Origin of the sequence: Rhodanobacter sp. K2T2 (genome assembly GCF_013408815.1) — a bacterium.
GTDB lineage: Bacteria > Pseudomonadota > Gammaproteobacteria > Xanthomonadales > Rhodanobacteraceae > Rhodanobacter.
The window spans coordinates 23,635-37,557 of record NZ_JACCCA010000008.1 but is presented as its reverse complement, the minus strand read 5'-3'; the positions used below and the strand labels follow the sequence as shown (position 1 = coordinate 37,557).

Below are 13,923 nucleotides of genomic sequence, written 5' to 3'. Positions count from 1 at the left end.
TTTGCCCTTAGCTTCAATGGTGATTGAACTGACGCCGTCTCCGTCCGTGTCATAACGACCGTAGCGCATGTGGAAGCGCGCTGGCGTGAAGGCATTCTACGTTACGCTCGGTGGCCAATCAGACATAGACCGTCTATAACCCTCGCATTATTTGCCCTTTCTCGACTCCGTCATCGGCATATCGGCCGACGCTTGCACCGACATGTACGTCATCGATTCACCGTAGCGATGCGCCTCCTCGCGTATCCATTCGCGGAACACGCGAAAACCGGCATGCCCAAGCGAGCGCTCCGGATAGACGAGATGGTAGGCCTCCGGAATATGCAGATAGCGCTGACCCAGCACATGCAGCAGGCCTGCATCGATCAGCGGGCGTGCCATCACCATCCGCCCCAGGGCCACGCCCATCCCTTCCAGCGCGGCACGCTGTAGCGCGTCCGTCGTGTCGAACTGCGCCACGAAGCGCCTGGGCGCGTGGCCGCCGATCTGCTCGAACCAATCGCGCCAGCGCTCACTGGGGTCGCCAAGCAACGGCCACAGGCTCATGTCGCCCGGGTCTGCGCCCGGCAAATGTTGCAGCAGGGCGGACGACGCCACCGGCACGATCCATTCGTCGAACAGGTGTTCGCTGCGCACGCCATGCCAATGACCTTTGCCATAGCGTATGGCGACGTCGACAGGATCACGCGCAAAGTCGACCAGCGCACTGGAGGACTGCAGATTGAGCTCCAGCTCGGGATGCATGGCAACCAGACTGGCCACGCGCGGCATCAACCAGCTCGACATCACGCCGGACAGGGTGCTGATGGTCAGTGCCGCCTCACGACGGCACTGGTAAGTCGCCATCGCCAGCTCGATACCCTCGAAATGATGCGCCACCGCCTCCATCAGGCGGCGCCCCTCGGCGGTGAGTTGCACGCCGCGCGGACCGCGGTCGAACAGCTTGCGCTCCATCCGCTGCTCCAGCTGGCGCATCTGGTGGCTGAGCGCGCTGACGGTAAGGCTCGCCTGCTCCGCGGCACGCGACAGGTTGCCCAGGCGGGCGACCAGCACGAACTGTTGCAACAGGCTCAGCGGCAACCTACCCATCTTGAATTTCTCTCAAGTCTATCTTGTGAATATATCGCTTTTTCCGGCAGGACCTGACGCCTACCTTGAGTACAGCCCAAACCCAAGGCCTCAAGGGAGTCACCTTTATGAATCCGCTGTGGAAAAATCTGCTGTACTTGCACGGCCACATCACCCACGCCGAGCTGGCCTGGAAACCCGACACGCGCATCCCGCCGAATGCACCCAAGGCGGTCATCGCCATCGGCAAGCCGAGGTTCGTGGCGCGGTCGACCTGCGCATTGGCGTGGCCAAGGCTGATCGCGCCGCGCTGAAGCAAATCGGCCGGTCGGTCTGCGCTACGTCATGGCCCTATACGTCACGCCCGCTTTGCCTGGACGAGTGCATGCTTGGTACTTTCCATTGCACGAGGTATGTCTCCATGCAACAGCGTCCCCTTGGCAAATCGTCGTTGTCCGTCGCCCCGCTCGCCTTCGGCGGCAACGTCTTCGGCTGGAGCGCGGATCAGAAGCGCTCGTTCGAACTGCTGGACGCTTTCGTCGACGCCGGCTTCAATCTGGTCGACACCGCCGACGTGTATTCGGCCTGGGTGCCTGGAAACAGCGGTGGCGATTCGGAAACCATCATCGGTAAATGGTTCAAGCAAAGCGGCAAGCGCGACAAGGTGATCATCGCGACCAAGGTGGCCAAATGGGACAAGCAGCCCGGTCTTTCGCCGATCAATATTGCGCAGGCGGTGGAAGGTTCGTTGAAGCGTCTGCAGACCGATCACATCGATTTGTATCAGGCGCATGAGGACGACGCCAGCGTGCCGTTGGAAGAGACGCTCGATGCCTTCGGCCGCCTGATCGATGCCGGCAAGGTACGGGTGATCGGCGCGTCCAACTACAGTGCCGACCGGCTGGCGGAGGCGTTGAAGGTATCCAGCGAAAACCATCTGCCGCGCTATGAAACCCTGCAGCCGGACTACAACCTGATCGATCGCGCGGGCTATGAAAAAGATCTCGAGCCGCTGATCCGCAAGGAAAACATTGGCGTGATCAGCTACTACTCGCTGGCCAGCGGCTTTCTCAGCGGCAAATACCGCAGCGAAAGCGATCTGGCCAAGAGCAGCGCGCGCGGCGGCGCGGTGAAGAAGTATCTCACTCCGCGCGGCATGCAGATTCTGGCCGCGCTGGACGACATCGCCTCGTCGCACCACGCGAAGCCCGCCCAGATCGCGCTCGCCTGGCTGATGGCGCGTCCGGGCATTACCGCGCCGATCGCCAGCGCCACCAGCGTGGAGCAGCTGCATGAACTGATGGGCGCGGCCGAGCTCAGCCTGAGCGATGAGGACGTAGCACAGCTCAACACCGCGAGCGAGTGACGTTACCGACGGGTTCGGCTCGATAAATAAACCTGACGCTGCTCAGCGATGCCCGGCAGCGTCAGGTTTCGCAGAAGTAGTCGGTGACACGACAGGTGCCGCCGGCTCGCCGTCAGACAGGCCGTCGGGCGGAGTCACGGTATCACCCAGAGACTGCAGTGCGGCGAGATAACTGTGGTCGCCAAGCAGCCGCTGCATCGGCAGCTGAGCGAAGGTTACCCGGTTGGTTGCCAGCGCTTTGCTCGCCGCCGTTACCCAGGTCGCCTCGACATGGTCCTCGATGGCCGTCAGGCCCAGTTCGTGGGCGATGCCCGATGCGTCGACCGCCGCCAGACACACCTGCAGCTGATCGCTCAGCGGCAGGCGGCGCAACGTATCCAGATCGCCGGTGGCCCACGCGTTGGCCCGCGCACGCATCAGCGCCACGTCGCTATCGAGATGATCGAGCGTCTTGGCGAAGCAGTCGCGGTCATCCATCGGGGTTTTCTTGAAATCCTTCACCACGGCCTTGGGCTGATCCACGACAACGGTGTAGGTAACCGGGGTCGGCTTGAGATCGTGCTGCGCCGCCGCCTTTTTGATCAGCGGATCGAGCATGTCGTTACTCAGGTCGGCCTGCTTGATCGCCGCGATGAACAGCGCCGCCGCCGCGAAGATCGGCCGCTGCTTTTCCACGCCGTTGTCCCAGCCCAGATAGCGCTTTTTGAGCACCAGCCAGCGCGCGTACTGATCCGGCGGCACCACGTCGACCAGCCGCTTGCCGTCGGGATTGTTGCGTACCCCGATCAGGCTGGGCAGCAGGCCGAGCGTGCCGAAAAACCCGAGCTTGGCATCGAGCTTGACCTGCGGCCGGTCCAGCACCTGCTGCGATTCGGCGATAACCGCCTGCACGTCACGCGCCTGCCAGTCCATATGTTTGGGCAGCAGATCGAGCGTGCCGAGCACCCACAGCACATGATCGCCCTTGCTAATCTTCCACAGGCCCGGCCCGGGCTGGACGCCGCTGACGCTGACGCCCTGCAGCTCGGTGACCTTGCCCGGTGGCGAGGTCGTGATCGAGGATGAAGACACCGGTGCTTCGACGGCGGCGGCCACCGACACCAGGCCGGCAAGGCACAAGGCCATCAGTCGTTGCGCGATAGTTCGGGAGATCGACATGCGCGGCTTGCTCCGTCAGCTCAATGACCGGTTGGCGACGTGGCGGGGGCCGGTGCACGCGGTGCCGGACTCGCGGCCGCCGAACTGGCTGCCGCCGGATCGCCGTCATCGCTGCCGTCATCCGGCGCTTCGACCTGATAGCCCTCGGCCTTGAGCTTGGCCAGATACCCGTCGGGCGAGAGCAGCTCCTTGATCGGCAGCATGGCGAAAGTCTGCGTGTTTTTTGCCAGGGCGGCGCGCGCCAGATCCAGCCAGTTGGCTTCCATCTTTGCCGGCACGTCCGACAGGCCGAGCTTGTGGGCGAAGTCCGCGTCGGTGACGGCGGTGATGCAAGTGCCGCGACGGTCGCTGTCGGGCAGTTTGCGCAGCGCCTCCAGGTCACCGGTGGCCCACGCGTTCGCGCGCAGGGTCATGGCCGGCATGTCCTGTTCGACCGCATCGAGCGTGCGGCCGAAGCAGGCGATATCGTCCAGGCCGGACGACTTGAACGCCTTGATCGCATCGTGCGGATGCTCGATCACCAGCGGATATTCGGTGGAGGTTTCCGGGACGTTGTACTTTTTCGCCAGCGCGTCGATGCTGGCCTGCACGCCGCCGGACTTGCTCAGCTGGTTAGCCTTCAGCGCCTTTTTATACAGTTCCTGCGCGGCGAAGATCGGCTTCCACCGCTCGATCCCGCTGTCCCTGCCGATGTACTTCAGCTTGAGTGTCTCCCAGCGCCCGTAAAGCGGTGCCGGCAGCACCTGCTGCAAGGTGGCACCGTTGTCATTCTTGCGGGCGCTATAGGCGGACGGCAGCAGAAACAGTTTACCGACGAAGCTCACGTCGACCTTGAGCTTGACGTCGGGCAGCTGCAGCACCTGCTGCGAGCCGGAGATTGCCGTTTCGACGTCGGCCGAGCGCCACTGCATCAGCTGCGGCAGCGGCGAGATCACGCCCAGCAGCAGCATGCTGTGCCCACCCTTGCTGACTTTCCACAGCCCCGGACCGGGCTGCACGCCGCTGACCGCCACGGCCGCGAGGTTGGTCACGCTGGAGGGAGAGGCTGGCACCGCCGCCGGCGCGGTCTGCGCCGCCGCACCGAGCGATAGAGCAAGCAGGCAGAATGCCGATACAACGCGCATAGAGTTTCCTTGATGGGCCAATCGTCGGGCTGCAGTATTGACCGCCATTTCCCTGGAAGGTGCGTGACGGCGCGTGGAAGTACATCCGGCATTCACGCTTGCGCTCATCGCAGCGCGTTTTGCTGATCGGCAGGCGTCACGTCATGGGCCAGACGCGCTTCTGGCGGGTACGGCGGCACGTCCACGTAATCCCCTGCGCGCAGGCGATCCTGCAGGCCGCGCCACCACACCGGATCGAAGATCTCGCCGTGCGCGTCGATCAGCGCGTCGCGCAGCACCTTTGGCACCCCGAGAAAGTTGACGAATAGCTCCGGAAACACGTCGTCCGGCGCGGCATAGACCGAGTCCTGCAGCGGCTGCATCTCGTCGTCCTCGTGCTGCTTGGGCAGCGCGCGGAAATGGCACTCGCCCAGCGTGCACAGCTCGTCGTAGTCGTAGAACACGGCGCGACCGTTGCGCGAGATGCCGAAGTTCTTCAGCAGCAGATCGCCGGGGAAAATATTGCTGCCGGCCAGATCCTTGATCGCCTGGCCGTAGTCGCACATCGCGCGCACCGCTTCCGCCGGCTCGGCTTCGCGCACGTACAGGTCCATCGGGCGCATGCGGTGCTCGACGTAGCAGTGGCCGATGACCAGATCGTCGCCGTCCACGCGCACGCTTTGCGCACATTCGTCCAGCAGCTCCTGCAGCAGCCCCTCCTCAAACTGGCGCAGTGGAAAACGCAGCTGGCCAAACTCCTGCGCGTCGATCAGACGGCCCACGCGGTCGTGATGAAACACCAGCCGGTATTTTTCCTCGACCTGCTTGCGCACCATGTCCTTCGGCCACGCAAAGCGGTCGCGGATCAGTTTGAAGACCACCGGGAGATCGCGCAGTGTGAACACCGCCATGACCATACCGCGCTTGCCGTCGGCGTGCACCAGACGCTCTTCCGGATGGACGGCCAGATGGCTGAATACACGACGATAGCGCTCGGTCTTGCCCTGCTTGGCGCGGCCGAGCACGGCGTAGAGCTCCTCCAGCGGCTTGTGCGGCAGCAAGGCGCGTACAAAGGAAACCACGGCGCCAACGTTGCCGATATCCGCGTGAAAATAGCTGCGCGCATAGCCGAACAGTATCGAAATCTGCTCGCGCACGGTCAGCAACGCATCGACCCGCACGCCGTCATCCGCGTGCGTCAGGGCGATCACCAGCGGATGGCGCCGATGGCCGACGCGCAGGCGCCCGACGAGATAGGCGCGGCGATCGCGGTAGAAAATGGCCTGGAGTAGATCGATGACTTCGACCGCCGGCAGAGCGGCGGCCTGCAGGCGCGCCTGCAGCTTGCGCGCCAACGCAGCGGCGCAGCCAACCCGGTCGGCAAAGGCGAAGCCGGCATCCGACAACAGACGCGCGCAAGCCGCAGATAGATCGCCGCCGACCTCGTAGTGCCGATGCGGCGCAGCGTCGCTGCCTTCGGAATCCGGCTCGCGTTCCAGCGCCACGAATTCGATATCCGAGGCAATGCCCCGCGTATGAAAATGGCGGCGCGACAGCGAGTTGAACCAGGTCTTGTAGAACTCGCGGTCGGTCAGGCCGGCGATCTGCTGCTCAAACGCCTGCCGCATCGACGCCCACAGCGGACGTGAGCGCACGCGATCATCCAACAGGCCGTCCAGCCGTCCCTGGGTCTCGCGGATGCAGCTGTCGTACAGATCGATCCGCTGGCGCGCATCCAGCGCGCTCCCCTGCCAGTCACGCCGCTCGAATCGCCGCTGCGCGCGACGCGTGATATCAGCAAAGCGGGCGTTGTAGTCGGCAAACGCGTCGACCAATAACGCCGCCGCAGCGCTTGCTTGCGGCATGGCGAGAGCGGGAACGGGCGGCTCGCGCGGAGGGGTCATCAGGCTAGTTTAGCGCTGGCCGTGTCGAACACTGATGGGTGATGCCTCAGCTGGCCTGCTCGACGCGGTTACGACCCCGGCGCTTGGCTTCGTAAAGCGCGCGATCGGCGCAGTCGATCAGGCTTTCCGGCGTGCCAGCCCTAGCCAGCGACGAACAGGCAACGCCCGCACTGACCGTGACATGTCCGAAGGGGCTAGCCGCATGCGGCAGCGCCAGCGCGTGGATGCGCTCGCACATGCGCAATGTCACCGCGCTGGCCGCCGCCAGCGTCGCCGCCGGCAGAATGACGACGAACTCCTCGCCACCGTAGCGGGCAAGGATATCGGCCGGGCGCAGCGACTTTTGCAGTTCGTCCGCGACAAGCTTCAGACAGGCGTCGCCGGCGGGATGGCCATAGCTGTCGTTGTACTGCTTGAACAGGTCGATATCGATGAGCACCAGCGAAATGACCTGATCGCCCCGCTGCACCATGCGCCATTCGCGCTCGATCGCCTCGTCGAAGGCACGGCGATTGAGCAGGCCGGTCAGTGCGTCGTGCATGGCCAGCTCTGCCAACGTACTGCGATCGTGCCGCAGCAGGTCTTCCGTCTCGATATGCCGAACCTGGCTGAGAATACTGCGCAGGCCGTAACCGAGCACGGCAACGACCACGCCGGCGATGCCCAGATCGGTGTGCTGACGCTGATAGAGCAGCAGCAGCGACAGCGTCAGTACCGATAGCGATAGCAGCAGCGGGCTGCCGCTGCGGACGAAGTGGACGAACAGAGAACTTTTGTGGACTACCTCCACGCGGGACGTTGGCGACCACGCCACCATCGCAAACAGCAGAAACGGCGCATCGATCACGACGTCGTAATAGCTACCGATATCCGGCGCCACGCCGAGCGCGACATGGTGGTTGTAGTACGCGGCGCAAATGCCGTACACGCCGGAATATGTTGCCAACGTGCGAAAGAGGTTTCGGTCGGCCGACGTTTCCGAGGCTGCGTAGCGGATCCATGTCGTCGCTGCCAGAAAAACGTTTTCCAAATCGAAGGTGTACGAAATGATGGTGGCCGACTGATTGCTCACCACGCCGTGCAGGGTGGTCCACGAAAACGTCAGTACGAAATAGAGATAACCCAGCACGATAGCGAGCAACGCGTCGATGCCGCGCTGTACCCCATTGCTGCGGTCCACGCCGATGGTGGCGACGGCATAGGTGATCGGCACGCCGTAGAGGATATAGAGCAGCATGCTGCCGCCCGGAACCTGGCTCGGATCGGACAGCGAAAGGTCGGCATCCAGGCTGCTGATCATGCCCAGGGTCCACAGCAGCAAACTGATCGCCGCCAGGCTCCAGCCCCGCGACAGAGCGAAACCTTCAATCCGGCATCGACGAAACGCGATCGCCGCACCCAGCAGCGGCGCAGCGATCAGAAAAACATAGGACGCCACCATCGCGTGTGCCGGCCAAAGCGTGATGGCGGCCACGTGCAAGAAGACAAACGCAATCGCCAGCACCCACTTCATCGTGCGCCAAACACCTCCTGTCCGTTCACCCCAAACGCTCGTTGGGATTACCTTAGTACAATTCAAAACGACCCGTGTGCACTGCGCCAACAAAAAAGGGGCCGCGAACGCGACCCCTTTTGTTCAACTCAACTGGCGTGCCGGTGGATCAGAGCGCTGCGATCAGCGCGTCGCCGAACTCGGAGCACTTCACTTCCTTGGCGCCGTCCATCATGCGGGCGAAGTCGTAGGTCACCGTTTTGGCCGCGATCACCTTGTCCATCGCCTCGATGATCTTGTCGGCCGCCTCGTTCCAACCCAGGTGACGCAGCAGCAGCTCGCCGGACAGAATCACCGAACCCGGGTTCACCTTGTCCTGGCCTGCATACTTCGGTGCCGTGCCGTGGGTCGCCTCGAACACCGCGTGGCCGGTGACGTAGTTGATGTTGCCGCCCGGCGCGATGCCGATGCCGCCGACTTCCGCCGCCAGCGCGTCGGAGATGTAGTCACCGTTGAGGTTCAGCGTGGCGACCACGTCGTACTCGGCCGCGCGGGTCATGATCTGCTGCAGAAACGCATCGGCGATCACGTCCTTGACCACGATCTCCTTGCCGTTGGTCGGATTCTTGAAGCTCATCCACGGGCCGCCGTCCAGCTCGACCGCACCGAACTCGTTCTTGGCCAGGGCATAGCCCCAGTCGCGGAACGCGCCTTCGGTGAACTTCATGATGTTGCCCTTGTGCACCAGGGTCACCGACTTGCGGTCGTTGTCGATGGCGTACTTGAAGGCCGCGCGCACCAGGCGCTCGGTGCCTTCCTTCGATACCGGCTTGATGCCGATGCCGGACGTGGTCGGGAAACGGATCTTCTTGAAGCGGTCGGGGAAGTTGTCCTGCAGCAACTGCAGAAACTTCTTCGCGTCGTCGGTGCCTTCCTGGAATTCGATGCCGGCGTAGATGTCTTCGCAGTTCTCGCGGAAGATCACCATGTCGACCGCCTCGGGCTTCTTCACCGGCGAGGGCACGCCTTTGAACCAGCGCACCGGGCGCAGGCAGGTGTAAAGATCCAGCTGCTGACGCAGCGCCACGTTGAGCGAACGGATGCCGCCGCCGACCGGCGTGGTCAGCGGACCCTTGATCGACACCAGGTACTCGCGGCAGGCCTCGACGGTTTCGTCGGGCAGCCAGCTGCCGGTTTCGTTGAAGGCCTTTTCGCCGGCCAGCACTTCCATCCAGTGGATCTTGCGCTCGCCGTTGTAGGCCTTGGCCACGGCCGCGTCGAGCACGCGCACCGAAGCGCGCCAGATATCGGGACCGATGCCGTCGCCTTCGATGAAGGGCACGATCGGCTGGTTCGGCACATGCAGCGTGCCGTCGGTAATGGTGATCTTGCTGCCGCCGCTCGGTGGCGTGGGCTTGTTGTCAGACATGGAAATCTCCGGCTGGTGAATCGGAACCTGCAAAAACATCAGGACGACATGGCGCCGCCCCGGACAGACACAAGACGCCCATTTTCGCCCGAATGGAGCGCGCTGACCATGCCGACCACAGGCGGCGGTTCATTGCTGCGCTGCGCAAAGGGAACGGCGCTGTCAGCGCCAATGAGAAGCATGTGGTGCAGCGGATGACCAACCAAGCGTATCGAGGCCGGGCGGCCAATAAAAAAGAGCGCGGATAACCGCGCTCTTTTCGTGTTTCTTGCGAGCGGCTTGTCGGGGCCATTACCGGCCATCGAGCAAGCTCTCTACCGCTTGGACGAATTAGTGTCCGGCAGTGGAGGTGCTGGCCGGGGCAGCCGCCGTGCTGGCCGGAGCCGTCGCAGCGGTGGAAGCCGGAGCCATGGCGGCGGTCGAAGCCGGAGCCATTGCAGCTGTGGAAGCCGGGGTCGGCGTGGCGGCCGGAGCGGCGGTGGCAGCGGCAGGCGGGGTCGAGTCAGCCGGCGCCGACGAAGAATCGTCGCTCTTGCCGCAAGCGCTGAGGGACAGGACGGCGGCCAGCGAGGCAGCGCAGATCAGGGTACGGGTCATCTTCATACAAACATCTCCAGTTCTAGGGTTGGAAGGAAATTTTTTACATCTGACCGGGTCTGATCCGATCGGGGTCCATAAGCTGATCACGACGGGCATCAAAAGCGGCTTCCATGCATCGGCGCTGCCGTCAAACTACCAGGCAACCGTGTACAGGCTATCACCTGGCGCGGTCGTTGTAGAAGATGGCCCGCTGGCGGATCACTTGAGAACCGGCGTGTTCTGGAGCGGTACGGACAAGAATCGGCAGTCGAACAGCGGTGCAAACCCCTTTCATGCCACGCCGATGGCGCATTCCCAGCGTTCAACCGCCGACAGCAATAAACCCTGGCGGGTTAACCGATGGTGAGCAGGACAATCAGGTAACACGCCGATCGGGTGCCGTCATGAAAGGCGGCGCCCTTTTTGAATGGACTCAACCCCTTACGCCGACGATCCGCCGGGAGCGCACACGCTCTCGCCGCCGGGCCCGCCAGCTTTTCCAGTGCGCGGCCAGGCAGGAGAAAATCACGTACAGTGCCGGCGTGCTCAGCAGGGTCAGGCTCTGCGAGATCAGCAGGCCGCCGATCATCGCGATGCCCAGCGGCCGGCGCAGCTCCGAGCCCTCGCCGAGCCCGATCGCGATCGGCATGGCAGCCAGAATCGCCACCATCGTCGTCATCATGATCGGGCGGAAGCGCACCAGGCAGGCCTCGCGTACCGCTTCGAGCGGGTTCTTGCCGTGCTCGCGCTCGGCCACCAGGGCGAAGTCGATCATCATGATCGCGTTTTTCTTGACGATGCCGATCAAAAGCACCAGCGCGATCTGCGCGATCACCGACAGCTCGGTGTCGGTGATCCACAGCGCCAGCAGCGCACCGGCGCCGGCGGCCGGCAAGGTGGAAAGAATCGTCACCGGATGGATCAGGCTCTCGTACAGCATGCCCAGCACGATGTAGACGGTGATGATCGCCGCGGCCACCAGCCACAGCATGCCGCTCTGCGACTGCTGGAAGCGGCGAAAATCGCCGCCGATGTTGAGCTTCATGTCGCCCGGCATGCGCATGTTGCTGGCGGTGGCCTGGATGATCTGCAGCGCTTCGCCCTGGCTGACGCCCGGCGCCAGATTGAAGCTAAGATCCATCGTGGTCTGCTGGTCTTCGTGCGTGACCTGGGTCGGTGCCAGACCTGCCTGCTGATGCGCGAAAGCAGTCAGCGGAATCATCTGGCCGCTGCTCGACTTGACGTAGGTCTTGTCCAGCGAGGCTGGCGAGGCGGTCTGATTCGGCAGCGCGTTGATCACCACCTTGTACTGGTTCAGATCCGAGTAGATCGTCGAAACCTGACGCTGGCCGAACGCGTCGTAGAGCGCGCCATCGATCGTGCCGATCGACAAGCCCAGCCGCGCCGCCTTGTCGCGATCGATGATGATGTCCTGCTCCAGGCCGGCGTCATCGACGTCGCTGCCGACATCTTTCAACTTCGGATTCTTGCGCAGCTCGGTAACCAGCTTGGGCAACCACAACTGCAGCTGGGCCAGATCGTCGCCCTGCAGCGACACCTGATATTGCGCACCCTGATTGGTGCCGCCACCGCCGAAGCTCGGCAGATCCTGGATCGGACGCAGGCGCACGTTGAGGTCGGGATAGCGCGCGGCCTTGGCGCTGAGCCGCGCCAGCACCGCGAAGGTGTCGTCGTTGCGGCCATCGGCGTGGCTTTTCAGCTGGATATCGAAAAATCCGCTGGCGCCCTGCCGACCGCTGCCCAAACGCGAGCCGACGGTCGCTACGTCCCTGTCTTTGAGCAGCATGTCGATCAGGCGCTGCTGGCGATTGACTGAATCCTGGAACGACACCGTGGCACCCGAGGTCGCGCGGCCGCGGATCAGGCCGGTGTCCTGTGGCGGAAACAGGCTGGCCTTGACCTGAGTGAACATGAAAATGGTGAAGACGATCAGCAACAGCGGCGTCAGCGAAAGCATCAGCGCATGGCGCAGCGAAAAATCCAGCGCGCGCGTGTAGACCGCGAGCATCTTGTCCTGCATCGACTCCAGCGCCCGACCCAGGCGCGACGGTTTTTCCGGCTCGCTGTGGCCTTTCAGGAACAGCCCGCACAGCGACGGCGTCAGCGTCAGCGACACGATGGCCGATATGACGATCGCCGCCACCAGCGTCATCGTGAATTCCTTGAAGAACAGACCGGTGATGCCGCCCATGAACAGCAGCGGGATAAACACCGCGACCAGCGAACCGGTGATCGAGACGATGGTGAAACCGATCTCGTGCGCACCGACCAGCGCGGCCTCGCGTCGCGTCATGCCCTGATCGATGTGCCGCACGACGTTTTCGATCACCACGATCGCATCGTCGACCACGAAGCCGATGGCGATGACCAGCGCCAGCAGGGTGAGGTTGTTGAGCGTATAGCCGAGGATGTACATCGTAGCCGCCGCACCGGCCAGCGACAGCGGCACGGCGAGCGCTGCAATCATCGTCGGCGCCAGCCGGCGCAGGAACATCGCCATCACCAGCACCACCATCGCCAGGCTGATCAGCAGGGTGGCCTGCACCTCGTGCAGCGAAGCACGGATGGTCGGCGTGCCGTCGAAATACGGCGTCAGCTTAGTGCCCGGCTGCAGGAAGCCGCGCAGCTCGGGTATCGCCGCCTTGACCCTGTCCACCGTCCCGATGATGTTGGCAGTGGACTGCTTGTACACGTACATCAGCACCGCCGGCTTGCCCTGAAACCAGGCTGCCTGATACGCGTCCTGCTGGCCGTCGTACACCGTGGCCACCGAGGACAGACGCACCGCCACGCCGTTCTGGTTGGAGATGACCAGGCTGGAAAAATCGGCGGCATCGTGCAGCGCGTCGTTGGCCGTCACGGCCATCGTGGTCTTGCCGTCGGACAGAAAACCCTGCGGCGAGGTGACGTTGGCGGCAGTCAGCGAGTTGCGCAAATCATCCGGCGACAGACCCATCGCGTTGAGCGCGCGCAGATTCACGTCCACACGCACCGCGGGGGTGGATGCGCCGGCAATATCCACCGACGCCACACCCTCGAGCTGACGCAGGCGCTGGGCAAGCAGCGAATCGGCGACGTCGTAAAGATCGCGCGCCGACTGCGTGTCGGACGTCAGCGCGAAGGCAATGATGGGATCGTCGTTCGGATTGGCCTTCTCGTAACTCGGCGGATTGTTGAGCCCCGACGGCAGATCGGACTGCGCGGCGTTGATCGCCGCCTGCACGTCGCGCGCCGCATCGTCGAGATTGCGCCCGCCGTCGAAAATCATGAACACCTGCGTGCTGCCCAGCGAGCTGGACGAGCGCAAGGTATCGATGCCGGTCACCTGGCCGAGGTGCCGCTCCAGCGGCGCCGCCACGGTCGACGCCATGGTGCCCGCGCTGGCGCCGGCCTGGCTGGCCTGCACGTAGATCACCGGTACCTGGATGTCCGGCAGCGCAGCCACACCGAGCAGGGCATAGCAGATGACGCCGACCACAAAAATGCCGATGGCCAGCAGCGACGTGCCGATCGGACGACGGATGAAAGGCCCGGAGATATTCATGCGGCGCGGCGACCCACGAGGCCGGCGCTGGGCTGATGAACATTCGTGCCGTGGTCAGCGGCTACGTCGAAGAAAGAGTGAACCTGAAAAACGCTTTGCACAGAACATCCGAAATCGAAAAGTGGGGCAAAAAGTGGCGTTTGCGGCACGGTCATGACGCGGCATGCCAGCGCATCACCATCAAGGCGAAAGGGGCGAACGGCTCGCGCCGCGCCCCTTTCCTGTCGTGCCGTCCGCACATGAACGGACGGTCGCCATC

11 protein-coding genes are annotated in these 13,923 nt (G+C 63.6%); 3 read left to right on the top strand and 8 right to left on the bottom strand.

The window, feature by feature from the left end; all coding sequences use genetic code 11:
- Positions 1-147 precede the first annotated feature (147 nt).
- Positions 148-1,089, bottom strand: coding sequence for a LysR substrate-binding domain-containing protein (locus HDE78_RS13715; protein ID WP_179480436.1), 942 nt, complete (start codon positions 1,087-1,089; stop codon positions 148-150).
- Positions 1,090-1,154: 65 nt separating this feature from the next.
- On the opposite strand from HDE78_RS13715, the gene HDE78_RS13710 reads away from it, so the two are divergent.
- Positions 1,155-1,382: a hypothetical protein gene (locus HDE78_RS13710; RefSeq protein ID WP_179480434.1), complete on the top strand. Its 228-nt coding sequence runs from the start codon at positions 1,155-1,157 to the stop codon at positions 1,380-1,382.
- Positions 1,383-1,489: 107 nt separating this feature from the next.
- Entirely contained in the window at positions 1,490-2,434 is a 945-nt protein-coding gene (locus tag HDE78_RS13705) for an aldo/keto reductase (RefSeq protein ID WP_179480432.1), read from the top strand.
- Positions 2,435-2,476: 42 nt separating this feature from the next.
- Here HDE78_RS13705 and HDE78_RS13700 read toward each other — a convergent pair whose 3' ends face one another.
- From HDE78_RS13700 to HDE78_RS13675, 6 genes are all read right to left on the bottom strand, one after another.
- Positions 2,477-3,592 carry a TraB/GumN family protein gene (locus HDE78_RS13700; protein WP_179480430.1) on the bottom strand — a complete coding sequence of 372 codons (1,116 nt, stop codon included), beginning with the start codon at positions 3,590-3,592 and terminating at the stop codon, positions 2,477-2,479.
- Positions 3,593-3,612: 20 nt separating this feature from the next.
- Positions 3,613-4,716: a TraB/GumN family protein gene (locus tag HDE78_RS13695; protein ID WP_179480428.1), complete on the bottom strand. Its 1,104-nt coding sequence runs from the start codon at positions 4,714-4,716 to the stop codon at positions 3,613-3,615.
- A 104-nt stretch (positions 4,717-4,820) separates the two neighbouring features.
- Entirely contained in the window at positions 4,821-6,599 is a 1,779-nt protein-coding gene (gene aceK, locus HDE78_RS13690) for a bifunctional isocitrate dehydrogenase kinase/phosphatase (RefSeq protein WP_179480427.1), read from the bottom strand.
- Between the two features lie 46 nt (positions 6,600-6,645).
- Positions 6,646-8,112 (bottom strand): GGDEF domain-containing protein, encoded by a 1,467-nt coding sequence (locus HDE78_RS13685; RefSeq protein WP_179480425.1) that lies wholly within the window; start codon positions 8,110-8,112, stop codon positions 6,646-6,648.
- Positions 8,113-8,260: 148 nt separating this feature from the next.
- The gene (icd, locus tag HDE78_RS13680; RefSeq protein WP_179480423.1) at positions 8,261-9,520 is read right to left on the bottom strand and encodes an NADP-dependent isocitrate dehydrogenase; all 1,260 of its coding nucleotides are present in this window, start codon (positions 9,518-9,520) and stop codon (positions 8,261-8,263) included.
- A gap of 38 nt (positions 9,521-9,558) precedes the next feature.
- Positions 9,559-9,822, bottom strand: coding sequence for a hypothetical protein (locus HDE78_RS13675; RefSeq protein ID WP_179480421.1), 264 nt, complete (start codon positions 9,820-9,822; stop codon positions 9,559-9,561).
- Between the two features lie 107 nt (positions 9,823-9,929).
- On the opposite strand from HDE78_RS13675, the gene HDE78_RS13670 reads away from it, so the two are divergent.
- Positions 9,930-10,466, top strand: coding sequence for a hypothetical protein (locus tag HDE78_RS13670; protein ID WP_179480419.1), 537 nt, complete (start codon positions 9,930-9,932; stop codon positions 10,464-10,466).
- Between the two features lie 66 nt (positions 10,467-10,532).
- Here HDE78_RS13670 and HDE78_RS13665 read toward each other — a convergent pair whose 3' ends face one another.
- Positions 10,533-13,664 carry an efflux RND transporter permease subunit gene (locus HDE78_RS13665; protein ID WP_179480417.1) on the bottom strand — a complete coding sequence of 1,044 codons (3,132 nt, stop codon included), beginning with the start codon at positions 13,662-13,664 and terminating at the stop codon, positions 10,533-10,535.
- Between the last annotated feature and the right edge of the window lie 259 nt (positions 13,665-13,923).